Raw genomic sequence first — 23721 nt, 5'->3', positions numbered from 1 at the left:
CGAATAGATTGGCACAGTACGCGGGCCGCGGCGTCCACGGGCAGACCGTCGAGGTGATCGCCCGCCGCATCCTCAGCGGCGAGATCGCCGAGGGCGCCACCCTGAACATCGCCGCGTTGCAGGAAGAGTTGGACGTCAGCCTCACCGCGCTGCGGGAGGCGCTCAAGGTCCTCACCGCCAAGGGCATCGTGGACGCCCGGCAGAAGCGCGGCACGTTCGTCCGGCCCCGGGCCGACTGGAACCTGCTCGACGGCGACGTGATCCGTTGGCAGTTCGCCGACGGCGCAGACCCGCGGCTGCTGGACAAGCTCCAGGAGGTCCGCGCCATCATCGAACCGGCCGCGGCGCGGCTGGCCGCCGCCCGGTCCACTCCGGAGGACGTGCTGGCCCTCGACGCCGCGCTCGCGGAGATGACCGAGGCGCACGGCGACCCGAGCGCCGCCGTGGCCGCCGACCTCACGTTCCACCGCGCGCTGCTCGCCGCCACCCACAACGAGCTGCTGGTCCGGATGGAGGTGGTGATGGAGACCGGGCTCGCCGAGCGCGACCGGCTGGTGCACGGCCGCGACAGCGACGACGACCCGGTCCCGAGCCACCGCGCGGTGGTCGACGCGATCCGGGCGGGCGACGAGAGCGCGGCCGAGACGGCCATGCGCGACCTGCTGGCGAAGGCGGTGCGGGACGTGGAAAAGGTCCGCGGACAGAAGGGCAACCAGTGAGGATCGAACGGATCGAGACCTTCCTGGTGCCCCCGCGCTGGCTCTTCTGCCGGGTGGAGACCGACACCGGGCTGGTCGGCTGGGGTGAGCCGGTGGTGGAGGGGCGGGCCGAGGTGGTCCGCACCGCGGTCGAGGTGCTCGCCGAGTACCTCCTCGGGGAGGATCCGCTGCGCATCGAGCAGCACTGGCAGGTGCTCACCAAGGGCGGGTTCTACCGGGGCGGCCCGGTGCTCTCCAGCGCGGTGGCCGGGCTGGACCAGGCGCTCTGGGACATCGCCGGGCAGGCGTACGGGGTGCCGGTGCACGCCCTGCTCGGCGGGGCGGTCCGGGACCGGGTGCGGATCTACTCCTGGATCGGCGGGGACGAGCCCGGCGAGATCGCCGACGCCGCCGCCGCGCAGGTCGCCGCCGGACTGACCGGGGTGAAGATGAACGCCTCCGGGCAGCTCTCGCCCATCCCCACGTCGGCTGAGATCGACGCGGTGCTCGGCCGGGTCGTCGCCGCCCGGGAGGTGCTCGGCGACGACCGGGACATCGCGCTCGACTTCCACGGTCGGGCCGGGTTCGCCGCGGTCCGGCGCATCCTGCCCGAGCTGGCGCCGCTGCGGCCGTTCTTCGTGGAGGAGCCGGTCCTGCCCGACCAGGCCCACCACCTGCGCGACATCGTCGCCTGCTCACCGGTGCCGGTGGCCACCGGCGAGCGGCTCTACGGGCGCGCGGAGTTCCTCACCCCGTTGCAGGCCGGGGTGGCGGTGGTCCAGCCCGACCTGTCACACGCCGGCGGCATCTCCGAGGTACGGCGGATCGCGGCGCTCGCCGAGACGTACGGCGCGCTGCTCGCCCCGCACTGCCCGCTCGGCCCGATCGCGCTCGCGGCGAGCCTTCAGGTGGCTCTCGCGACGCCGAACTTCCTCATCCAGGAGCAGAGCATCGGCATCCACTACAACGCCGATTCGGAACTGCTGGACTACGTCGTCGACCCGGAGCCGTTCCGGTTCGTCGACGGGCACATCGTCAAGTTCGACGGGCCCGGCCTGGGCGTCACCGTCGACGAGGCCGCGGTCCGCAAGGCCGCGAAGAGCCCGCACGCCTGGCGCAACCCGGTCTGGCGGCACCCCGACGGCTCGTTCGCCGAATGGTGACCCCGACCGACCCGCCGCCCCACCTGCCCCGCCCCGCCCGGCCGACCGGCGCCGACGGCAACCCCGACGGTGACCAGGAGCCGGCCGTCCACCCGGCGGCCGACGTCGAGCGGCCGGTGCCGCTGCGCGTCGGTGTCGACCTCGCACTCGGCGGACGCTGGACCAGCCTCGCCGGCGGCGGCCGGGAGTGGCTCTGGCGGGGGCCGCAGCCCGGCCGGGCCGCGGTGCGCCCCGGGGCGGCGTTCGTGGACGCCGGCGGGCTGGAGGAGTGCCTGCCCACCGTGCGCGGCCGGCCCGACCACGGCGACGTCTGGTCCCGGCCGTGGCGCGCGACCGGGCCCGACACCGCCGTCGTCGAGAACCCGGACTTCACCCTCACCCGGCGGCTGGCCGAACGGTCCGGCGCGGTCGTCGCCGACTACCGGCTCGCCGCCGAGCCCGGGTACCGCTTCGTGTGGGCCGCCCACGCCCTGCTCGACCTCTCGCCGGCGGCCCGACTCCAGGCCCCGGCCGGCACCCCGACCCGGCTGCACCCGGAGGCCGCCGAGCTATTGCCGGGCGACTGGCCCACCGGCCGGCCCTGGCTGACCGGCGAGTGGCCCGCCCCGGCCGGATTGACGCTGGACGCGCTCGGCCCGGACGACGGCACCGCCGTCGGTGCGGTGCTGGTCGACTGCCCCCGGGTCCAGGTGGTGGACGGATCGGACCTGTTGACGCTGGAGCTGGAGTGCGCCGACCAGCCCCGGTCCACCGCGCTCTGGCGCAACCTGCGCGGCTGGCCGGCCGACCGGCCGTACCGCAGCGTCGGGGTGGAGCCGATGCTCGGCGCCGCCTTCGACCTGGCCGACGCCGGGCCCCGGGACGCGGCGGTGGTCCCGCCCGCCGGCGAGGTCACCTGGCGACTGACCGTCTCCGCCCACCGAAGGGGAGGACCCCGATGAACCTGACCGACGCCCTGCGTACCCATCGACTGCTCGCCATCGTGCGCGGCCCGGACCCGGACGCGGCGCTGGCCGCGGTGCTGACCCTGGCCGAGAGCGGGGTGGCGCTGATCGAGGTGTCGCTGACCGGCGCGGGCGCGCTCGGCACGATTCGCCGGGCCCGGGCCGCGCTCGGCCCGGAGTTCCACCTCGGCGCGGGCACCGTGCTCACCGTCGACGACGCCCGGGCCGCCGCCGACGCGGGCGCGACCTTCCTGGTCACCCCGGCGATCGCCGACAGCCTGGACGAGGCGCCCCGGCTGGGGTTGCCGGTGCTCGCCGGCGCGCTCACCCCGAGCGAGGTGGTCCGCGCACGGGCCGCCGGCGCCGCCGCGGTCAAGCTCTTCCCCGCCTCGTTCGGCGGCCCGGACTACCTCGCCGCGCTGCGCGACCCGTTCCCGGACACCCCGCTCGTGCCGGTCGGTGGCGTCGACGCCGAGGGCGCCCGGCGCTACCTGGAGCGCGGCGCGATCGCCGTGGGCGTCGGATCCCCGCTGCTCGGCGACGCCGTCCGCGGCGGCGACCCGGCCGCCCTGCGGCAGCGGGCGGCGGCCTTCCTGGCGGCGGTACGCGCGTGAGCGACGTGCTCACCCTCGGCGAGACGATGGCCGCCTTCCGGGCCACCGGCGCGCTGCGCCTCGGCGGCACCGCCGGCATCTCCATCGCCGGCGCCGAGTCCACCGTGGCGATCGGGCTGGCCCGGCTCGGCCACACCGTCGGCTGGGTCGGGGTCACCGGCGCCGACGAGCCGGGCGCCCTGGTCCGCCGCACGCTGCGCGCCGAGGGCGTCGACCTGACCTGGTCGCGGGTCGACCCGGACGCGCCCACCGGCCTGATCCTCTTCGAACCCCGGGTGGCCGACCTCAACCGGGTCACCTACCACCGAGCCGGGTCGGCCGGTTCCCGTCTGACGCCGGCCGACGTCGACCGCGCGTTCGACGCGGCGTCACCCCGGGTGCTGCACGTCACCGGGATCACCTGTGCCCTCGGCCCCGGCCCGTACGCGGCGGTGCGCACCGCCGTCGAGCGGGCCCGCGCCGCCGGCGCGCTGGTCTGCCTCGACGTCAACCACCGAAACCGGCTCTGGTCCGTGGCCGAGGCCGCGGCGGCGCTGCGGCCGCTGCTGCCCTGGGTCGACCTGGTGGTCGCCTCCGCCGACGAGCTGCCCGTGCTCACCGACGCGGACGACCCCGCCGCCGCGCTGCGCGCCGGGGGCGTACGCGAGGTGGTGGTCAAGCTCGGCGCCGACGGGGCGACCAGCCACCACGAGAGCGGCACCGCGCACCGCCCGGCCCGCCGGGTGCCGGTGGTGGAGACGATCGGCGCCGGGGACGCCTTCGTCGCCGGGCTGCTCTCCGCGCTGCTCGACGGCGCGGACGTGGCCGGCCGGCTGTATCGCGCGGTGACCACCGCCGCCTTCGCCGTCGCCACCCGTGGCGACTGGGAGGGCCTGCCCGAGCGGGCCGAGCTGGCGCTGCTCGACCACGAACCGGGTACCGCGCTGCGCTGACCGCCGTCGCGACCGCACCGGGCCCGCGCCGCGTTGTCGTTGGAGGAGGAGAGATGGAGCTGACCGAGCCCACCGCCTGGAGCGCGGATCGCCTCGAGCTGGGCGAGGGCGCCCGATGGGTGGACGACCGGCTGGTCCTGGTCGACCTGCTCGCCGGCCGGCTGCTGAGCACCGGTGGGGACGGCCCGGGACCACTGCGCGAGCTGACCCGGCTGGACGTGCCGCTGGGCGCGGTGGCGCCGGTGGTGGGGCAGCCGGGGGAGTGGCTGGCCGTGGCCGGCACCGGGATCGCCCGGCTCGCCGCCGACGGTGGGAACCGGTCGGTCGCCGACCTGGAGGGCGGCCGGTCCGAGCCGGCCCGGATGAACGACGCGGTGGCCGACCCGCACGGCCGGTTCTGGGCCGGCAGCATGACCTACGCCGGGGTGCCCGGCGGCGGCTCCCTCTACCGACTGGACCCGGGCGGCGTACCGGTCGCGGTGGTGACCGGGCTGACGATCGCCAACGGGCCCGCCTTCGACGGCGCCGGCACCACCATGTACCTGGCCGACACCCCGCGCGGGCACGTCGACCGGTTCACCGTGGACACCCGCAGCGGCGAGCTCGGCGCCCGGGAGCCGTTCCTGCGCCTCGACCCGGCCGAGGGCGCCCCGGACGGGATGACGGTGGACGCGGCCGACCACCTCTGGGTGGCGCTCTGGGGCGGCTCGGCGGTACGCCGCTACCGGCCGGACGGCACGCTGGAGCGGGAGGTCCGGCTGCCGGCGGCGCAGCCGACCAGCGTCTGTCTCGGCGGGCCGGGGCTGAGCCGGCTCTTCGTGACCACCGCCCGGTACGGGCTCCCCGATCCCGGGCCGCTCGACGGGGCGCTGCTCGCGGTGGACGTACCGGCCGCCGGCCGGCCCGCCCAAGCGGCCCGTACGATTCGCGGGTGATTCTTTCCGGTGACATCCGGCCCGACGTCCCGCTGGTCGTGCTGGCCGTCGAGGAGGAGGCCGCGTACCTCGATTCCGGGCTGCCGGTGCTGCTCACCGGCATGGGCAAGGTCAACGCGGCGGCCGCGCTGGCGACGGTGCTGGCCGCCGGCCCGAAGCCGAGCCTGGTGCTCAACCTCGGCACCGCCGGGGCGCTGCGCCCGGGCTGGGCGGGCATCCACGAGATCGGCACGGTGCTCCAGCACGATCTCGACACCGACCTGCTGCGGACCCTCACCGGGCAGACCTACGGCGCGCCGCTGACCCTGGGCAGCCGGACCGCGGTGCTGGCCACCGGCGACGCGTTCATCGCCGACGAGGCGGCCCGGGCCCGGCTGGCGCGGCGCGCGGACCTGGTCGACATGGAGGGGTACGCCATCGCCTGGGCCGCCGCCCAGGCCGGGGTGCCGTGCCGGCTGGTGAAGCGGGTCAGCGACGAGGCGGGCGAGGGCGCGGACCGGGCCTGGCGCGACACGGTCGACGACTGCGCGCGGGACCTCGCCGACTGGGTGCGGGCCGAACTCGGGTGAGCGCCGGGCGACTGCTCGCGGTCAGCGACCTGCACGTCGGGTACGCGGAGAACCGGGCGGTCGTGGACGGGCTGCGCCCCGGCTCCGAGGAGGACTGGCTGATCGTCGCCGGGGACGTGGCCGAGCGCTTCGCCGACATCCGGTCCACCCTGGCCCTGCTGCGTGCCCGGTTCGCCACGGTGGTCTGGGCGCCCGGCAACCACGAGTTGTGGACGATGCGCGACGATCCGGTCCAGCTGCGCGGTGACGCGCGCTACCGGGAGCTGGTCGCGATGTGCCGGGAGTTGGGGGTGCTCACCCCCGAGGACGACTATCCCGTCTGGTCCGGCCCGGGCGGTCCGGTGACCGTGGCCCCGCTCTTCCTGCTCTACGACTACTCGTTCCACGCTCCCGGCACCAGCAGCAAGGAGGAGTCGCTGCGTCGGGCGTACGACGTGGGGGTGGTCTGCACCGACGAGGCGCTGCTGCACCCCGACCCGTACCCGAGCCGGGACGCCTGGTGCGCGGCCCGGGTGACGGCGACCGAGCGCCGGCTGGCCGCCACCGATCCGACCCGGCCGACCGTGCTGGTCAACCACTTCCCGCTGGTCCGTGAGCCGACCCTGGTGCTGCGTCATCCCGAGTTCGCGCAGTGGTGCGGCACGGTGCGGACGGCCGACTGGCACCGGCGGTTCCGGGCCGCGGCGGTGGTCTACGGGCACCTGCACATCCCGCGCACCACCTCCTACGACGGGGTCCGGTTCGAGGAGGTGTCGCTGGGCTACCCGCGGGAGTGGCGGCGACGCGGCGCCCCGGCCGTGCCCCGGGTGATCCTGCCGGGGTCTTGAATGCGCGGTGGGACCGGCGGATGCTGAGGGAGTACATCGACATCTGCCGATCAATCGGAGGTCCGGATGCGCCGTCTCCCGCTCGTCGTCCTCGTCCTCGCCGCGCTGGTGCTCGGCACCCCGGCCGCCGCCCAGGCCCGACCCGACCCGGCAGGCGCGGCAGCGGTGCTCGCCGAGGTGCGCACCACCGGCACCGCCTGGGGGCTCGACCCGGCCACCGGCCGGATGACCGTCACCGTCGACGACACCGTCACCGGGCGGGAACTGGCCGCGCTGCGGGAGACCGCCGCCCGGGCCGGCGCGCAGCTGCGCCGGGAACCCGGACGGCTGAGCACCCTCATCGCCGGCGGTCAGGCGATCTACGGCGGTGGCGGGCGCTGCTCGCTCGGCGCGAACGTCCGCAGCGGCAGCACCTACTACTTCGTCACGGCCGGGCACTGCACCACCCTCGGCGCCACCTGGTACGCCAACAGCGCCCAGACCACCGTGCTCGGCTCCCGTACCGGCAGCAGCTTCCCCGGCAACGACTACGGTCTGGTCCGCTACACCGGCACGGTCGCCCACCCCAGCGCCGTCTACACCTACCCGGGGCTGCTCACCATCAACGGCGTCACCGGCGCCTACGTCGGTCTGGCGGTCTGCCGCAGCGGCTCGACCACCGGCGTACGCTGCGGCACGATCACCGGCCTGAACCAGACCGTCAACTACTCGCAGGGCTCGGTCGCCGGGCTGATCCGCACCAACATCTGCGCCGAGCCGGGCGACAGCGGCGGCCCGCTCTACGTCGCGTCGACCGGGCGGATCGTCGGCATCCTCTCCGGCGGCAGCGGCAACTGCACCTCCGGCGGCACCACCTACTACCAGCCGATCCAGGAGGTTCTGGCGGCGTACGGGCTGACCATCCCCTGACCCGCGGCGGTGGTCCGCACGAGCGTGATACCTCTGCGGCATATTGATGCCGCAGAGGTATCACCCTCACCGGAGGCACGGCGGCGGCTCGCCGCCCCCGCGCGGTGCGGCGGTCAGTCCTCCGCTCGCGCCTCGATGAGCTGGTCCCAGTCGGTGGTCACGGGCAGCAGCTCGCCGGCCAGCCAGGCCGGCGTCTGGTCGTGGTGGTGCGGGTCGCCGGGCACCCCGGACGCGCCGTGCGGCACCACCCAGCGGCTGCGCGCCCGGTCGGCGAGGTCCCAGACGTAGCGGGCCGCCGGGCCACGCACGCTGTGGTGGGTGAGCCCGGGGACGCTGGAGGTCGAGAGCACGCAGTCGTGGTCGCCGGCCAGCCGCGGGCCCGGGCCGGCGTCCGGGTCCGGCAGCGCCTGCCACGGGGTGAGCCGGTGCAGCTCACCCCAGGCCGGCAGCCCGACCCCGGCCGCCGCCACCTCCTCGACGGCCGCGCGGAGCAGCGCGTCCGCATCGACATCGGGCAGCAGTGGCGTCTCCAAGAGCGTCGCCAGCGCGAGCGCGACCCGCGGGGTCAGCGCCAGCCAGGGCTGGAACACCTCCGGGTACGGCGGCGGGTCGGCCAGCGTGGCGAGCGCCGGGTGTGCGGCGAGTCGGCGTACCAGGGCCGCCCGCACCAGGGCGAACCCGGCGGCATCGGTGCTCTCGGCGGCCATCCGGCCGTCCCAGCGCAGCAGTCGGTCGCGCAGCGCCGCGGCGGCCGGGCCGAGCCCGGTGAGGCCGGCCAGCCGGGCGAGCAGCGGGCCGGCGGCGGCGAGATGCGTGTCGGTGTGCACCGCCGCCATCTCCTCGGCCGTCCAGTCCCGGCCGCCGTCGAGCAGCTCGCGGATCCGGTCGGCCCGGTACGGCGGGGCGAACTCGACGCCGAGCGAGGTGGCCAGCCCGCGGGCGTTGGCCATCACCGCGCAGCCGTCGACGTCGGCCCGCGGCATCGGCGCGTACCAGCCCTGCCAGGCGTGCTCCACCGCCCAGGCCGGCACCACCCGCAGCCGGTTGGCCGGGTGCCGCACCGGCACCGCGCCGGCCACCCGGTGCAGCAGACCACCCCGGGTGTCGGCCGCCTGGAGCACGTTGACCGGCTCGACCCAGTGGTCGACCGCCGCGTCCACGTCGGCGACGGTACGCGCGCGCAGCAGCGCCGGCAGCGCGGCGAAGCCGAGCTGCGCCAGCACCCGGGGCGGGTAGCGGAGGCTGATCGCCGACTCCTCGTCCGGCCCGCCGGCGATCACCGGTCCGCGCGGAGTCTCGACCACCTCGACGTCGACCGGGTCCCCTCCGGCGACCTCCACGGTCTCCGTGTGCGCCGCGGCCGTCTCCCAGCCGTCCGGGCCGTACGCCTGCACCACCCCGTCCCGGCGGCGCAGCCGCTCGGCGTAGAGGTCCTGGTAGTCGGCCATCGCGTTGGTGATCGACCAGGCCACCTCGCCGGCGTGTCCGAAGTGGGCGATGCCCGGCACGCCCGGCACGGCCAGGCCGATCACGTCGTACTCCGGGCAGGCGAGCCGGATCTGCTGGTACACCCCGGGGGCCTCGATGATCCGGTGCGGGTCGCCGGCGAGCAGCGCCGCGCCGGTCGCCGTCCGGTCGCCAGCCAGCAGCCAACCGTTGCTGCCGGCGGTCGCCGGGTGGTCGGCGGCGAAGAGGGTCGTCGCCGCCTCACCCAACTGGCGGGCGACCTGCTCGCGCCAGAACTTGTTCGGGAAGCCGGCGAAGAGGATGTGGTGGGTCAGCCACACCGCCAGCGGTGTCCACGGCTCCCACCGGCCGGGGCTGAGCCCGACGGCGGCGAACTCGGGCGCCCGGGCCGCACCGGCGGCCAGGCCGGCGTTGACCCCGTCCACGTAGTCGCGTACCCACTCGGCGGTCGCCGGGTCCAGGGCGGCGTGGCACCGCCGGGCGGTGTCGTCCAGCCGGGCCTGCCGGGCGAACCGGTCCCAGCCGACCGCGTCGACGCCGAGGAAGGACGCGGTGCTGCCCAGGGACCGGTGCCGCTCCACCTCCAACTGCCAGGCCCGGTCGTACGCGGTGACCCGGCCCTGGGCGACGGCGAGCGCCCGCGGGTCGGCCGCGCGCAGATGCGGCACACCCCAGGAGTCCCGGAACACCCGCGCGTCGCTGTGCCCGATGCTCATGCCGGCTCCGGGGCGAGCACGGCGGCCCGGCGGCGGCCCGCCGGGACGACCAGCGGCGTGCCGGTCTCCGGATCCTCGATCACCCGGCAGGGCAGCCCGAAGACCTCCGCCACCAGCTCGGCGGTGACCACCTCGCCGGGCTCGCCCGCGGCGACGACCCGCCCGTCGCGCATCGCGATCAGGTGGGTGGCGTAGCGGGCGGCGTGGTTCAGGTCGTGCAGCACCGCGACCAGGGTCCGGCCCTGCTCCTCGTGCAGCCGGGCACAGAGGTCGAGGATCTCGATCTGATGGGCGATGTCCAGGTACGTGGTCGGCTCGTCCAACAGCAGCAGCGGAGTCTGCTGGGCCAGCGCCATCGCGATCCACACCCGCTGCCGCTGCCCGCCGGAGAGCTCGTCCACCGCCCGGTCGGCCAGGTCGGCCACCCCGGTCGCGGTCATCGACTCGTCGACCACCCGCTCGTCCTCGCGCGACCACTGCCGCAACAGGCCCTGGTGCGGGTAGCGTCCGCGGGCCACCAGTTCGGCGACGGTGATGCCGTCCGGGGCGATCGAGGACTGCGGTAGCAGGCCGAGGGTGCGGGCCACCTGGCGGGCGGGCCGGCGGTGGATGTCCTCCCCGTCGAGCAGCACCGCACCGGCGGTCGGCTTGAGCATGCGGGACAGCGCCCGCAGCACCGTGGACTTGCCGCACGCGTTGGGCCCGATGACCACCGTGAACGACCGGTCGGGCACGGCGACACTCAGCCCCTCGGCGACGACGCGCCGGTCGTAGGCGAGGGTCATCCCGGTGCCGCTCAGCCGTGTCGTGCCGGTCTCCATCGAAGCTCCGTTCTCGTCGCGGGCCCTCACGGCGCCGCCTTTGTTCGCGGCTGCGGGGCTCGCAAGCTCACTCCTCGCGCTCACAGTCGCCCCGCCCTTCGTTCCATCGCCAGCAGCCAGACCAGGTAGGCCCCGCCGAGCGCGCCGGTGACCGCCCCGACCGGGAGCTGGTGATCGGTGAACGCCCGCTGGGCCAGCAGGTCGGCTCCGACCAGCAGTGTCGCGCCCACGCACATCGAGGGCAGCAGGTTCGGCCCCGGCGCGCGGGTGAGTCGCCGGGCCAGGTGCGGCGCGGTCAGCGCCACGAACGACACCGGCCCGGCGGCGGCCGCGGCGAAGGAGACCAACAGCACCGCCGCGGCGAGCAGCACCAGGCGCAGCCGCCGCACCGGAACGCCGAGGGCGCTGGCGGTGTCGTCGCCCAATTCCATCATCCGCAACGCCGGGCCGCAGCCGAGCAGCACCACCGGCGTCAGCACCGACAGCACGGTGAGCAGCGGCAGCGCGTCGGACCAGCCGCGCCCGTCCAGGCTGCCGGTGAGCCAGAGCATCGCCCGCGCCGCGTCCATCAGCGGCGCGCGGGTGAGCAGATAGCCGTTGATCCCGGTGAGGATGGCCGACATCCCGATGCCGACCAGCACCAGCCGGTAGCCGTGCACACCGTTGCGCCACGCGATCGCGTAGATCAGCAGGCCGGTGGCGAGGCCGCTGGCCACCGCCGCGCCGGAAAGCGCCAGGCTGCTGCCGCCGAGCACGACCACCACCAGCGCGCCGGTCGCCGCGCCCTGGGTGAAGCCGAGCACGTCCGGGCTGCCCAGTGGGTTGCGGACCAGGGCCTGGAACACCGCGCCGGCCAGTGCCAGCGCCGCGCCGACCAACAGGGCGGTGACCAGCCGGGGCAGCCGCAGCTCGGTGACGATGAACTCCTCCGCCGGGGTGCCCCCGCCGGTGAGGGTGCGCAGCACGTCGGCGGGGGTCATCGGGTAGTCACCGCCGGCGATGGCCAGTACGCCCAGCCCGGCGGCGAGCACCGCGAAGCCGGCGCCGACGGCGAGCGCGCGGGGGCGGAAGCGCAGCGAGAAGCCGCCCGGGGTACGCAGCACGGTCATGGCGTGCCCACCCTGCGCCGGGTGACCAGCCAGAGGAAGAGCGGCCCGCCGAACACCGCGGTGACCATCCCGACCTGGAGCTCGCCGGGTCGGCCGAGCACCCGGCCCAGCACGTCGGCGCCGAGCAGCAGCACCGGCGCGAGCAGCGCGCAGTAGGGGAGCAGCCAGCGCAGATCCGGTCCGGTCAGGGCGCGGACCAGGTGCGGCACGAGCAGCCCGACGAAGACGATCGGCCCGCAGGCGGCGGTGGCCGCGCCGCAGAGCAGGGTGACAGCCACGATGACGGCCGCCCGGATCAGCGCGGGCCGCGCGCCGAGCGCCCGGGCCGCGTCGTCGCCCAGCGCGAGGGCGTTGAGCGGCCGCGCGGTGGCCAGCGCGACCAGCAGGCCGACGAGCAGGAACGGCAGCACCCGGTTGACCGTCGCCGAGTCGGCGGTGGCCAGCGAACCGACCGTCCAGAACCGGAGCCGGTCCAGCGAGGCGGAGTCGAGCAGCATCACCGCGCTGACGTACGAGAAGAGGGTGGCGTTGAGCGCCGCGCCGGCCAGCGCGAGCCGGGCCGGGGTGGCCCCGCGCCCGCCGCCGACCGCGTAGACCAGCGCGGTGACCACCGCCGCGCCGAGCAGCGCGAACCACACGTATCCGTTGAGGGCGGTCACGCCGAGCAACGCGGAGGTGGCGACGGCGGCGGAGGCGCCGGCGTTGATGCCGAGCAGCCCGGGATCGGCCAGCGGGTTGCGGGTCAGCGCCTGCATCACCGCGCCCGCCACCCCGAGCGCCGCGCCGGCGAGCAGGCCGAGCAGGGTACGGGGCAGCCGCATCCGGTGCACCACCGCGTACTCGGCGGAGTCGGAGTGCAGCAGGCCCGACCAGACGTCGGCGAGCGGGAGCTGTTTCGCGCCCACCGCGATGCTGAGTACGGCGACGGCGACGAGCAGCAGCACGGCGGCGACCAGGCCCGCGCTGCGGGTGGCGACGCGCCCCCGCCGAGATGGGGTCGGTGGCGGCGACAGCGCGGGACGGCCACCCTCGGGTGGTGACTCGATGACGGACAGTGTGAACTCCGGGGTGGGGAAACGCCGAACAGGACTTGACAGCGAATTAGGTTAGGTTAACCTAACCCCGCTGTCCATGGTCACCCCCCGACCCTGATCGAAAGTCGACCCCATGCCTGATTCCGTATCTTCCCGTCGCCTGACCCGCCGTGGCCTGCTGGCCGGCGGTGCCGCCACCTTCGCCGTCCTGATGACCGGCTGCGGAGGCGGGGAGAAATCGCCCGAAGCGGCGGCGGGCAACAGTGCGGGCCCCTGGTCGTTCACGGACGACCGGAGCGAGAAGGTGACCGCCAACAGCCGGCCGGCCAGGGTGGTGGCCTTCACCGGCACCGCCGCCGCGCTGGTCGATTTCGGACTCGACAAGCAGATCGTTGGCGTGTTCGGCGAGACCAAGCGGGCCGACGGCACCGTCGACCCGCAGGCCGGCGAGCTGAACGTGGAGAACGTGGAGATCCTCGGCAATGTGTGGGGGGAGTTCAGCGTCGAGAAGTACGCCGCCCTGCGCCCGGAACTGCTGGTCACCCACATGTACGACCCGGGCGCCTTCTGGTACGTGCCGGACGAGAGCAAGAGCAAGATCCTCCCGCTGGCGCCGAGCGTGACGATCACCACCGCCCGGGTGCCGATGACCAAGCCGATCGAGCGCTACGCCCAGCTCGCCGAGTCGCTCGGCGCCGACCTGTCGGCGAAGAAGGTCACCGACGCCAAGGCCCGCTTCGAGGCGGCGGCCGAGTCGGTCCGCCAGGCGGTCAAGGCCAACCCCGGCATCAAGGTGATGGCGGCCTCCGGCAGCCCCGACCTGTTCTACGTCTCCAACCCGAAGGTCAGCACGGACCTGATGTACTTCGCCGAGCTGGGCGTCGACATCGTGGTGCCCACCAAGCTCGAGAGCGGCGACTACTTCGAGGCCCTCAGCTGGGAGAACGCCGGCAAGTTCCCGGCCGATCTGATCCTGCTCGACAACCGCAACACCGCGTTGCAGCCCAAGGACCTCGGCGCCAAGCCCACCTGGGCGCAACTGCCGGCGGTCAAGGCCAACCAGGTCACCCCCTGGGACGCAGTGCCCCGCTTCTCGTACGCCGGCGCGGCGCCGCTGCTGGAGAACCTCGCGAACGCCATCCGCGCCGCGAAGAAGGTGAGCTGATGGCCCTCGGCGGTGCGCTCGCCGTGCAGTACCGCCTCTACGCCGCGCAGGTCGCCGGCGTGCGCCGGATCGGCGCCAGCACCATCCGGGTCACTTTCGGCGGCCCGGAGCTGGCCGGTTTCGACGGCGGCGGGCGCGACCAGAGCGTCTCGCTCTTCCTGCCGCACCCCGGGCAGGACGCTCCGGTGCTCCCGGCCGAGGAGGGCGACGACTGGTTCGGCGCCTACCGGGCGCTCGACCCGCAGACCCGGGCGGTGATGCGGTCGTACACCATCCGGGCGCAACGCCCGGAACGCGCCGAGGTGGACATCGACTTCGTCAGCCACGGCGATGTCGGTCCCGCCTCACGCTGGGCCGGGCGGGCCCGGCCCGGCGACCGGGTGGTGCTGCTCGGCCCGGCGGTCGCCGACAACCGCAGCGTCTGCTTCCGGCCGCCCGCGGAGACCGACCTGATCGTGCTCGTCGCCGACGAGACCGCGCTGCCCGCCGTCGGCGGGATCCTCGACTGGCTGCCCGCCGACACCCCGGTGCGGGCCTGGATCGAGGTGCCCGACGCGGCCGACATCCAGCAGCTGCCCGTGGGGGCGCGGGCCGAGGTGCGCTGGATCGTGCGGGGCAGCACCCCGCCCGGCAGCGGCCTGCTGGTCGACGCGGTCCGCGCCGCCCGCCTGCCGGCCGGCACCCCGTACGCCTGGGTGGCCGGCGAGTCCTCGATGGTCCGTGCCGTGCGCCGGCACCTGGTCGGCGAGCGGGGCCTGGACCGCCGCCGGGTCACCTTCTCCGGCTACTGGCGACAGGGCGTCAGCGAGGACGCCCTGCGGGCGGAGGCACTGGCCGACGCCGCCGCCTGAGCCAGCCGATCCACCGCAGCCCCGATCCACCGCAGCCCCGTGCCTCCGGCGCCCCACCGGAGGCGGGTTCCGGCTGCCCTCATCCACTCCGTCCGCAACCGAGCGTGGAGGACCTGCCCATGACTCTGCCGGCACACACCGTGGAGGCCGTCCCGGCCTCGCCGGGATCAACCGCCCGCGCCCACCTGCTCAACGGCGACTCGGTCGCCCGCTACCGCGCGGCGCTCGCCGACGGCGTCGACCGGGTCGCCCGCCGGGTGGCCGGCGCGGAGCGTCCGTTCACCGGGGTCACCCCCGACGCGTTGGCCCCGCAGATCGCCGGGATCGACCTGGACCGGCCGCTCGGCGACGCCGGCGCCGCCCTCGACGAGCTGGACGACGTCTACCTGCGCGACGCCGTCTGGTTCCACCACCCCCGCTACCTGGCGCACCTGAACTGTCCCGTGGTGATCCCGGCCCTGCTCGGCGAGGCGGTGCTGAGCGCGGTGAACTCCTCCCTGGACACCTGGGACCAGAGCGCCGGGGCGACCCTGATCGAGCGCCGGCTGATCGACTGGACCGCGACCCGGATCGGGTTCGGCCCGACCGCCGACGGGATCTTCACCAGCGGCGGGAGCCAATCGAACCTGCAGGCGCTGCTGCTGGCCCGGGAGGAGGCCTGCCGGTCCGCGTCCACCTGGGACGCCCGGCGCGAGCTGCTGCCCCGGCTGCGCGTCATCACCTCCGCGGCCGGGCACTTCAGCGTGCAGAAATCCGCCAAGCTGCTCGGGCTCGCCCCGGACGCGGTGATCACCGTCGAGACCGACCCACAGCGGCGGATGGTGCCCGCCGCCGTGCAGCGGGAGATCGCCCGCTGCCGGCGCGACGACCTGGTGGTGATGGCGGTGGTGGCCACCGCCGGCACCACCGACTTCGGCTCCATCGACCCGCTCGCCGACATCGCCGCGATCTGCGCCACCGCCGGGGCCTGGCTGCACGTCGACGCCGCGTACGGCTGTGGGCTGCTGGTCTCGCCGACCCGCCGGCACCTGCTCGACGGCATCGAACGGGCCGACTCGGTGACCGTCGACTACCACAAGTCCTTCTTCCAGCCGGTCAGCTCCAGCGCCCTGCTGGTCCGCGACGGCGCGGTGCTGCGCCACGCCACCTACCACGCCGACTACCTCAACCCGGCGCGGATGGTCGAGCAGCGCATCCCCAACCAGGTGGACAAGAGCCTGCAGACCACCCGCCGCTTCGACGCGCTCAAGCTCTGGCTCACCCTGCGGGTGATGGGTCCGGACGCGCTCGGCGCCCTCTTCGACGAGGTGGTCGACCGGGCGGCCGGCGCCTGGGAGCTGGTCAGCGAGGACCCGCGGTTCGAGGTGGTGACCCGCTCGTCGCTGAGCACCGTGGTGTTCCGCTACCTGCCCACCGGGCCGGGCCGTGAGCTGGCCGACGCGGCGAACCTTCACGCGCGGGAGGCGCTGGCCGCCTCCGGGGCCGCACTGGTCGCCGGCACCACCGTGGACGGCCGGCACTTCCTCAAGTTCACCCTGCTCAACCCCGAGACCACCCTCGACGACGTCGGGCACGTACTGGAACTCATCGCGCAGCACGCGAGCCGGTACGTGCACGAGCGGACCACCGCCGCCGACCTCACCTGCCAGGTCGGCTGACCGCGTCAGCCCCGAACCCGCGCCTGGAGGGCCGGATGTCCACACACGACTTCATCGCCATCGGGCTCGGCCCGTACAACCTGGGCCTGGCCTGCCTCACCGCGCCGATCTCCGAACTGGACGGGGTGTTCCTGGAATCCCGGCCGGGCGTCGACTGGCATCCCGGCATGCTGCTGGAGTCGGCCCGGTTGCAGACCCCGTTCATGGCCGACCTGGTCAGCCTCGCCGACCCGACCTCGCCGTTCTCGTTCCTCAACTACCTCAAGGAGATCGGCCGGCTCTACCCGTTCTACATCCGGGAGAGCTTCTACCCGCTGCGCAGCGAGTACGACGGCTACTGCCGCTGGGCCGCGGCGAAGCTGCCCAACCTGCGCTTCGGGCACCGCGTCACCACGGTGGAGTACGACGAGGCCGACGGCTGCTACACCGTGCGCGCCGAGACCTCGGACGGGACGAGCACCTACCGGGCCCGGCACCTGGTGCTCGGCACCGGCACCCCGCCGTACGTCCCGGAGGCCTGCGCGGGCCTCGGCGGCGGCCTGATCCACAACTCCCGGTACCTCGAGCACCGCGACGCGCTGCGGCTCAAGCGGAGCATCACCGTGCTCGGCAGCGGGCAGAGCGCGGCGGAGATCTACCACGACCTGCTCGGCGACATCGACACCTACGGCTACCGGCTGAACTGGGTCACCCGCTCGCCGCGGTTCTTCCCGCTGGAATACACCAAGCTCACCCTGGAGATGACCTCGCCGGACTACGTGGACTACTTCCACGCGCTGCCGGAACCGACCCGCTACCGGCTGGAGGCCGAGCAGAAGGGCTTGTTCAAGGGGATCAGCGCCGACCTGGTCGACGCCATCTTCGACCTGCTCTACGAGCGCAGCGTGCCCGGCCCGGTGAACACCCGGCTGCTCACCAACACCGAGCTGACCACCGCCGAGTACGACGAGGCCGGCGACGTGTACACGCTGGGGCTGCGCCAGGTGGAGCAGGAGCGCGACTTCACCCTGCGTACCGAGGGGCTGGTGCTGGCCACCGGCTACCGCTACCGCATCCCGGCGTTCCTGGAACCCGTCCGGGATCGGATCCGCTGGGACGCGCACGGCCGCTTCGACGTGGCCCGCAACTACAGCATCGACCACACCGGCCGGGGCATCTTCCTGCAGAACGCCGGCACCCACACGCACAGCATCACCTCGCCGGACCTCGGCATGGGTCCCTACCGCAACTCCTGGATCATCCGGGAGCTGCTCGGCCGGGAGCACTACCCGATCGAGAAGAGCATCACCTTCCAGGAGTTCGGCGCTCCGGCGGGGGTGTCATGACCGACGTCTTCACCCGGGTCGACCCGGGGCTGGGCGAGTTCACGCTGCGGCCCGTCGACCCGGACACCGACGCCCCGCTGCTGCACCGCTGGGTCACCCACCCCAAGGCCGTGTTCTGGCTGATGCAGGACGCCGACGAGGCCGGGGTCGCCGCCGAGTACCGGCGGATCGCCGAGCACCCGCACCACGAGGCGTACCTCGGATCCTGGCGTGGCCGCCCGGCCTTCCTCGCCGAACGGTACGACCCCGCGCACGTCGAACTCGTCGGACTGCACGAAGCGCGCCCCGGCGACGTCGGCATGCACTTCCTCTGCGCACCCACCGACGACCCGACGCACGGCTTCACCCGCGCGGTGATCACCACGGTGCTGGCCTGGATCTTCGCCGATCCGGCCACGCACCGGGTGGTGGTCGAACCGGACGTGCGCAACACCGCGGTGCACGCGTTGAACGCCGCCGTCGGCTTCGAGGTCGTCGGCACCGTCGCCAAGCCCGAGAAGGACGCCCTTTTGAGCATCTGCACCCGTACCCGATTCCTGGCCGCCACCGGCGCGCCCATCCCGTCGGGGACCCCGGCGTGAGCGCCGCCGACCCGGTCGCCCACCTCACCCCGGCGCACTGGGCGCGGGCCAACCGGCTGCTGGTCCGCAAGGCGCTCGCCGAGTTCGCCCACGAACGGCTGCTCACCCCCGAGCCGACCGAGCCGCCCGCCGGCGCGCCGGCCGGCGAGGGCCGCCGGTGGTACGCGGTGCGCAGCGACGACGGCGCGGTCACCTACCGGTTCGCCGCCCGGGTGCTCACCCTGGAGCACTGGCAGATCGACGCCGACAGCATCACCCGGTGGCGCGGCGACGAGGAGCTGCCGCCGGACGCCGTCGAGCTGGTCATCGAGCTGCGCACGGCGCTCGGCCTCTCCGCCCGGGTCCTGCCGGTCTACCTGGAGGAGATCACCTCCACGCTCGCCGGCATCGCGTACAAGCTGGACCGGCCGCCGGTGCCCGCCGCGCAGCTCGCCGGGGCCGACTTCCAGACCATCGAGACCTCGATGACCGAGGGTCACCCGTGCTTCGTGGCCAACAACGGCCGGCTCGGCTTCGGGATCGACGAATACCACCGGTACGCCCCGGAAGCGGCCCAGCCGGTCCGGCTGATCTGGCTGGCCGCGCACCGCGACCACGCCGCGTTCAGCTGCGCCGAGGACCTCGACTACGACACTCTGATCCGCGGCGAGCTCGGCGCGGAGACGCTGGCCGCATTCGCGCAGAGCATGGCCGGGCTCGGCCTCGACCTCGCCGACTACCTGCTGATCCCGGTGCACCCCTGGCAGTGGTGGAACAAGCTGGCGGTCACCTTCGCCGGCGAGGTGGCCCAGCGCCGGTTGGTCCACCTCGGTCCCGGCCCGGACGAACACCTCGCCCAGCAGTCCATCCGCACCTTCTTCAACCGCTCCGAGCCGGGCCGGCACTACGTCAAGACCGCGCTCTCGGTGCTGAACATGGGCTTCATGCGGGGCCTGTCGGCCGCGTACATGGCGGCAACCCCGGCGATCAACGACTGGCTCGCCGAGCTGATCGCGGCGGACGAGGTCTTCAAGGCCACCGGGCTCACGATCATCCGGGAGCGGGCCGCCGTCGGCTACCGGCACCGGCAGTACGAGGCTGCCACCGACCGGTACTCGCCGTACCGCAAGATGCTCGCCGCCCTGTGGCGGGAGAGCCCGGTGCCCGGCCTGGAACCGGGCCGCCGGTTGGCCACCATGGCCTCGCTGCTGCACGTCGACAGGGACGGCAACTCGCTCGCCGCCGCGCTCGTCGAGCGGTCCGGGCTCGCCCCCGAGACGTGGCTGCGACGCTACCTGGACGCCTACCTGACCCCGCTGCTGCACGCCTTCTACGCGCACGACCTGGCGTTCATGCCGCACGGGGAGAACGTCATCCTGGTCCTCGACGAGCGGGACACGGTCGAGCGGGTGATCTTCAAGGACATCGCCGAGGAGATCGTGGTCATGAGCGCCGACCGGCCGCTGCCGCCGGCGGTCGAGCGGATCCGGGCCGACGTGCCGGAGGAGATGAAGCTGCTCTCCATCTTCACCGACGTGGTGGACTGCTTCCTGCGGTACCTGAACGCCGTCCTGGTCGAGGCCGGGGTGCTCACCGAGGAGACGTTCTGGCGCACGGTCGCCGCCTGCGGGGCCGACTACCTGGGGAGCGTGCCGCAGCTGGCCGAGCGGGCCCGCCGCTACGACCTCTTCGCCGACGAGTTCGCGCTCTCCTGCCTCAACCGGCTCCAACTGCGCGACAACCAGCAGATGGTCGACCTCGCCGACCCGTCGGCCGCGCTGCAGCTCGTCGGCACGCTGGCCAACCCACTGGCGCCCCACGCCCCGGGGCGCTGAGCCGGGGCAAGCGCTCGCGGCGTCGACGACCGGACGCCGGCCCCGACCACGCGGCGAACCGGGCGGTCCACCTGGACCGTCGGTTCCCCGGGTGCCTCGGGGCCGGCGCGCCCGCTCAGAACTCCTGATACATCACGTGCAGGCCGACCCGGCCGAGGCTCGGGTGGCGGAACGCCCCTGGCACCGTGCCGATCACCGTGAAGCCCTCTCGCCGGTACAGCTCGACGGCCGACCGGTTCGTCTCGACCACCGCGTTGAACTGCATGCCCGCGTAGCCGTTGCGGCGGGCCCAGTCCACCGCGTCCCGGCACAACGCGGTGCCGACGCCCCGCCCGCGCCCGTCCGCGGCGACCATGAAGCTCGCCGTGGCGACGTGCGATCCGGGGCCGGGTCGGTTGGCGCCCATCTTCGCCGTGCCCAGCACCCGTGCGCCGTCGGCCGCGACCACGGTGCGGCCCGGCGCGGCCTCCACCCAGATGCGGTACGCCTCGTCGGCGCTCAGCGCGGGGTCGTAGGGGAAGGTGTCCCCGGCGCGGACGACCTCCTCGACGATCGGCCACACCTGGTCCCAGTCCTGCGTCGCGAACTCCCGGATCTGCACGGTGGGCATGCTAGGAGCGCCACCGCTGCCCGGCAACGGGTTTGCCGACGCCGCCGGCCGCTCACCGGGCCCGGCTCAGTCGCCGCCGAGCGCGTCGAGTTCGGCGTCGAGCAGGTCGGCGAGACCGGCGTGCCGCTCCGGGTGGGTCTGCGGGGTCATGCCCCGGCTGGGCATCTCCACCGTCATCAGCAGGTAGAGGTGCAGCCGGTAGAGGCTGAGCCGGCGGCGGGCGCCGGCGTCGAGGTCGAACGGCTCGGCGCTGGCGCTGCGGTAGCCGCGCAGCACCGGATGGTCGGGCTCGTCCTCGGCCCGGCGCAGCAGCAGCGGAGAGACCAGGTCCAACAGCGGGTCGCCGTAGAGGAAGCGCTCCCCGTCGACCAGGCCGGTCATCCGCAGCCGGCCGTCCGGGCCGGGCGCGGCGAGGACGTTGCCGTCCCAGCAGTCGAAGTGCAGCAGCGCCGGCCGGCGTACCGCGTCCAGCGCCGCGGCGTGCCGCCGGAGCAGCGCGCGGACCCGATCGGGCCCACCCGGCAGCCGGACGTCCCAGTCGGCGGCGTCGGCGAGCAGCGCGTCGACCATGGACACGAAGGCCGCCCGCCACGTCGACCCGGACGGCCGCGCGTCGTCGTAGCCGAATCGGGCGCCGCTGACCCGGTGCAGCGCGGCCAGCGCCACCCCGAGATCGTGCCGGGCCGGCGCGTCGTCGGCTCCGCCGTCGGCCGCCAGCTCGGCCAGTGACCGGCCGGGCAGCAGGCCGGTGACCAGCCACTCGCCGTACGCCGGGTCGATGCCGTGGTGCAGCACGGGCGGCACCGCCACCCGCGGGACGCGTTCGGCCACCAGCCGGAAGTAGCGGGCCTCCGCGGCGCAGAGGCCGCGCTCGTAGCGCAGCAGCCGCACCCCGCCCGGCGGCGCGACCTTCAGCACCACCCGGCGGCCGTCGTCGAGGCGTACCGCCCAGACCGCGGCGAACCCGCCGCCGGCGAGCGGGCCGCACTGCGCGACCGTCGAGCTCGGGCCGAACGAGGCGCGGATCAGCCGGGACACGTCGTCCGGGGTGAGGGGACGCTGGGTGGGGCTCGGCGCGCTCATCCGGCACCGTCCGGCCGCACCGTGACCAGCCGGTGCGCCGTCGAAACCCGCGGCATGGGGGCCAGGGTAGTAGGGCTGCCGCCTTCCGCGCCGCCCCGCGACCCCGGGCCGCGCCGCCCCGCGACCCCGGGCCGCAGCGACCGCGCCCGCTCGGCCGGAGCGCCGTTCAGACCAGCGGCACCTGGGCCGGGGGCTCGGTCACGGTCCGCCCGTCGCCCGGCACGGCGGCGCCGGCGCGGATGGTCCGGCTCGGTACGACCGGCGCGTCCCGGCCGGTGCCGTGCCGCCCGGGACGGTTCGTGGCCTGCTCGTGGTAGTCCTGCTCCACGTTGACCGACCAGACGTCGTGCGCCGCGCCGTCCGCGATGTTCTCGACGGTCAGCATCGCGGTCAACATCGAGTGGTCCTGGTTGTTGTACCGGTGCATGCCGTTGCGCCCGACCGGGTGCACGTTGGGCACCTCGCGGGCCAGCCAGGTCCGGATCACGTCGATGTTGTGCTGGTAACGCTCGTCGTACACCGGGTAGGCCTTGGGCATTCGCACCACGTAGCCGGCCTCGACGGCGCCCGACCGGGCCAGGCCGAGCCGTTTCAGCTCGGCGGTCGCCATGGCCACCAGGTCGGCGTCCGGGGTACGCCACATCTCGTCGTCCTCGAACACGAAGTACTCCAACCCGAGGCAGGTACGCCCGTCCTTCACCAGGTGCGGTGACCATGAGCCGAAGTTCTGGATCCGGCCGACCCGGACGGCCGGGTCGTGCACGTAGATCCAGTTGTCCGGGAACGAGAACTTCGCCGGCACCACCAGCGCCACCGTCAGGAAGTCGCGGTAGCGCAGGTCGGCGGCGCAGGCGAGCACCTCTGCCGGCGCCGCCGGGCGCAGCGCGGCCACCAGCTCGGAGATCGGCATCGAGGAGATCACGTGCTCGGCCGGCTCGGACCGCTGGCCGCCCCCGCCGTTGACGGTGACCGCGACGGCCCGCCGCCGGGCGGGATCCCGGTGCACCGCGGTCACCCAGGTCCCGGTGTCGATCCGCCCGCCACGGCCGCGCACCTGTTCGGCGCAGCGCTCCCACATCATGCCCGGGCCGTACTTCGGGTACTGGAACTCCTCGATCAGACTTGTCACGTCCTCGCGGCCGCGCCCCAGCGGCAGCGCGTTGCGGACGGCCTTGGCCAGCGACAGGTTCTTGATCCGCTGCGCGGCCCAGTCCGCCTGGAGCTGGTCCGCGGGCATGCCCCAGACCTTCTCGGTGTACGTCTTGAAGAACATCGAGTACAGCCGCCAGCCGAAGCGCGCCGACACCCAGCCTTCGAAGTGCGACTGGTCCCGTGGTGGGCGCAGCCGGGCCCGGGCGTACGAGCCCATGCAGAGCGCCGCCTCCCACAGGCCCAGGTTGCGCAGGGCGTTGAGGGCGCTCAGCGGGTAGTTGAACAGCGCCCCCCGGTAGAAGATCCGGCTCATCCGGGGCCGGAGCAGGAAGTCCTCGTCGGGCAGGATCTCGTGCCAGAACGCTTCCACCCGTGGCACCTTCGTGAAGAACCGATGCCCGCCGATGTCGAAGCGCCAGCCGTCGCGCTCCACCGTCCGGCTGATGCCGCCCACCACCTCGTCGGCCTCGAACACGCGTACCGGCTCGCCCCGCCGGAGCAGCTCGTACGCCGCCGTGAGGCCTGCCGGCCCCGCGCCGATGACCACCGTGCCGTGCTGCTCGCCCATTCGCCGCGCTCCCTGTAGCCGGGCCGCTGTCCAGGCGCGCCGCCTACCCGCTATCAGGGCGATGTCACCCGCCGGAGCGGATGAACCCCACCCGGCGCCGGTGTTCACCGGGGTGCCGGGGGTGTCAACGGCGCGGCAAAGGGGATTCGGCGGGGCGTTCGCGGCCTCACGGATCG

The 23721-nt window shown here is 74.4% G+C and carries 22 protein-coding genes; 15 read left to right on the top strand and 7 right to left on the bottom strand.

Annotation, left to right across the window (positions count from 1 at the left end):
- Positions 1 to 8: 8 nt before the first annotated feature.
- The 9 genes from ACIP9D_RS02375 to ACIP9D_RS02335 all read left to right on the top strand — a co-directional run bounded on the left by ACIP9D_RS02375 (position 9) and on the right by ACIP9D_RS02335 (position 7591).
- Positions 9 to 719, top strand: coding sequence for a FadR/GntR family transcriptional regulator (locus tag ACIP9D_RS02375; RefSeq protein ID WP_350870145.1), 711 nt, complete (start codon positions 9 to 11; stop codon positions 717 to 719).
- Entirely contained in the window at positions 716 to 1861 is a 1146-nt protein-coding gene (gene dgoD / locus ACIP9D_RS02370) for a galactonate dehydratase (protein WP_350870143.1), read from the top strand. The genes ACIP9D_RS02375 and dgoD overlap by 4 nt, the downstream gene beginning before the upstream one ends.
- Positions 1855 to 2802 (top strand): hypothetical protein, encoded by a 948-nt coding sequence (locus ACIP9D_RS02365; protein WP_350870140.1) that lies wholly within the window; start codon positions 1855 to 1857, stop codon positions 2800 to 2802. Before dgoD ends, ACIP9D_RS02365 begins: the two co-directional genes overlap by 7 nt.
- Positions 2799 to 3419 (top strand): bifunctional 4-hydroxy-2-oxoglutarate aldolase/2-dehydro-3-deoxy-phosphogluconate aldolase, encoded by a 621-nt coding sequence (locus tag ACIP9D_RS02360; RefSeq protein ID WP_350870139.1) that lies wholly within the window; start codon positions 2799 to 2801, stop codon positions 3417 to 3419. Before ACIP9D_RS02365 ends, ACIP9D_RS02360 begins: the two co-directional genes overlap by 4 nt.
- The gene (locus ACIP9D_RS02355; RefSeq protein WP_350870137.1) at positions 3416 to 4351 is read left to right on the top strand and encodes a sugar kinase; all 936 of its coding nucleotides are present in this window, start codon (positions 3416 to 3418) and stop codon (positions 4349 to 4351) included. Before ACIP9D_RS02360 ends, ACIP9D_RS02355 begins: the two co-directional genes overlap by 4 nt.
- 53 nt (positions 4352 to 4404) lie before the next feature.
- Positions 4405 to 5286, top strand: coding sequence for an SMP-30/gluconolactonase/LRE family protein (locus tag ACIP9D_RS02350; protein WP_350870135.1), 882 nt, complete (start codon positions 4405 to 4407; stop codon positions 5284 to 5286).
- Complete coding sequence (locus tag ACIP9D_RS02345) at positions 5283 to 5855, top strand: nucleosidase (protein ID WP_350870134.1); 573 nt, start codon at positions 5283 to 5285, stop codon at positions 5853 to 5855. Before ACIP9D_RS02350 ends, ACIP9D_RS02345 begins: the two co-directional genes overlap by 4 nt.
- On the top strand, positions 5852 to 6682 hold the full coding sequence (locus tag ACIP9D_RS02340; RefSeq protein ID WP_350870132.1) for a metallophosphoesterase: 831 nt from the start codon (positions 5852 to 5854) through the stop codon (positions 6680 to 6682). Before ACIP9D_RS02345 ends, ACIP9D_RS02340 begins: the two co-directional genes overlap by 4 nt.
- Before the next feature lie 66 nt (positions 6683 to 6748).
- Entirely contained in the window at positions 6749 to 7591 is an 843-nt protein-coding gene (locus ACIP9D_RS02335; RefSeq protein ID WP_350870130.1) for a S1 family peptidase, read from the top strand.
- Positions 7592 to 7704: 113 nt separating this feature from the next.
- Here ACIP9D_RS02335 and ACIP9D_RS02330 read toward each other — a convergent pair whose 3' ends face one another.
- The 4 genes from ACIP9D_RS02330 to ACIP9D_RS02315 form a co-directional block, all read right to left on the bottom strand.
- The gene (locus ACIP9D_RS02330) at positions 7705 to 9774 is read right to left on the bottom strand and encodes a penicillin acylase family protein (RefSeq protein WP_350870128.1); all 2070 of its coding nucleotides are present in this window, start codon (positions 9772 to 9774) and stop codon (positions 7705 to 7707) included.
- Positions 9771 to 10559 (bottom strand): ABC transporter ATP-binding protein, encoded by a 789-nt coding sequence (locus tag ACIP9D_RS02325; RefSeq protein ID WP_350871111.1) that lies wholly within the window; start codon positions 10557 to 10559, stop codon positions 9771 to 9773. The genes ACIP9D_RS02330 and ACIP9D_RS02325 overlap by 4 nt, the downstream gene beginning before the upstream one ends.
- Positions 10560 to 10675: 116 nt before the next feature.
- Complete coding sequence (locus ACIP9D_RS02320) at positions 10676 to 11704, bottom strand: iron chelate uptake ABC transporter family permease subunit (RefSeq protein ID WP_350870126.1); 1029 nt, start codon at positions 11702 to 11704, stop codon at positions 10676 to 10678.
- Entirely contained in the window at positions 11701 to 12801 is a 1101-nt protein-coding gene (locus ACIP9D_RS02315; RefSeq protein ID WP_400449326.1) for a FecCD family ABC transporter permease, read from the bottom strand. The genes ACIP9D_RS02320 and ACIP9D_RS02315 overlap by 4 nt, the downstream gene beginning before the upstream one ends.
- Before the next feature lie 70 nt (positions 12802 to 12871).
- Between ACIP9D_RS02315 and ACIP9D_RS02310 the strand changes: the two genes are divergently transcribed.
- The 6 genes from ACIP9D_RS02310 to ACIP9D_RS02285 all read left to right on the top strand — a co-directional run bounded on the left by ACIP9D_RS02310 (position 12872) and on the right by ACIP9D_RS02285 (position 20132).
- Positions 12872 to 13903: an ABC transporter substrate-binding protein gene (locus tag ACIP9D_RS02310; protein ID WP_350870122.1), complete on the top strand. Its 1032-nt coding sequence runs from the start codon at positions 12872 to 12874 to the stop codon at positions 13901 to 13903.
- On the top strand, positions 13903 to 14754 hold the full coding sequence (locus ACIP9D_RS02305) for a siderophore-interacting protein (protein WP_350870120.1): 852 nt from the start codon (positions 13903 to 13905) through the stop codon (positions 14752 to 14754). Before ACIP9D_RS02310 ends, ACIP9D_RS02305 begins: the two co-directional genes overlap by 1 nt.
- Before the next feature lie 119 nt (positions 14755 to 14873).
- Positions 14874 to 16412, top strand: coding sequence for an aspartate aminotransferase family protein (locus ACIP9D_RS02300; RefSeq protein WP_350870118.1), 1539 nt, complete (start codon positions 14874 to 14876; stop codon positions 16410 to 16412).
- Between the two features lie 35 nt (positions 16413 to 16447).
- On the top strand, positions 16448 to 17737 hold the full coding sequence (locus ACIP9D_RS02295) for a lysine N(6)-hydroxylase/L-ornithine N(5)-oxygenase family protein (protein ID WP_350870115.1): 1290 nt from the start codon (positions 16448 to 16450) through the stop codon (positions 17735 to 17737).
- Positions 17734 to 18318 carry a GNAT family N-acetyltransferase gene (locus ACIP9D_RS02290; RefSeq protein WP_350870112.1) on the top strand — a complete coding sequence of 195 codons (585 nt, stop codon included), beginning with the start codon at positions 17734 to 17736 and terminating at the stop codon, positions 18316 to 18318. Before ACIP9D_RS02295 ends, ACIP9D_RS02290 begins: the two co-directional genes overlap by 4 nt.
- Positions 18315 to 20132: an IucA/IucC family siderophore biosynthesis protein gene (locus tag ACIP9D_RS02285; RefSeq protein WP_350870109.1), complete on the top strand. Its 1818-nt coding sequence runs from the start codon at positions 18315 to 18317 to the stop codon at positions 20130 to 20132. Before ACIP9D_RS02290 ends, ACIP9D_RS02285 begins: the two co-directional genes overlap by 4 nt.
- A 115-nt stretch (positions 20133 to 20247) precedes the next feature.
- Here ACIP9D_RS02285 and ACIP9D_RS02280 read toward each other — a convergent pair whose 3' ends face one another.
- The 3 genes from ACIP9D_RS02280 to ACIP9D_RS02270 form a co-directional block, all read right to left on the bottom strand.
- Complete coding sequence (locus ACIP9D_RS02280; protein ID WP_350870107.1) at positions 20248 to 20733, bottom strand: GNAT family N-acetyltransferase; 486 nt, start codon at positions 20731 to 20733, stop codon at positions 20248 to 20250.
- Between the two features lie 75 nt (positions 20734 to 20808).
- A complete protein-coding gene (locus ACIP9D_RS02275; protein WP_350870105.1) occupies positions 20809 to 21825 on the bottom strand; it encodes a phosphotransferase in 1017 nt (338 codons plus the stop codon).
- Positions 21826 to 21991: 166 nt separating this feature from the next.
- On the bottom strand, positions 21992 to 23545 hold the full coding sequence (locus ACIP9D_RS02270; protein WP_350870102.1) for an NAD(P)/FAD-dependent oxidoreductase: 1554 nt from the start codon (positions 23543 to 23545) through the stop codon (positions 21992 to 21994).
- Positions 23546 to 23721 lie beyond the last annotated feature (176 nt).

Source organism: Micromonospora sp. NPDC093243, assembly GCF_044753725.1.
Taxonomy (GTDB): Bacteria; Actinomycetota; Actinomycetes; order Mycobacteriales; family Micromonosporaceae; genus Micromonospora.
The sequence above is the reverse complement of the archived record's forward strand: the minus strand, read 5'-3'. Positions and strand labels throughout refer to the sequence as shown.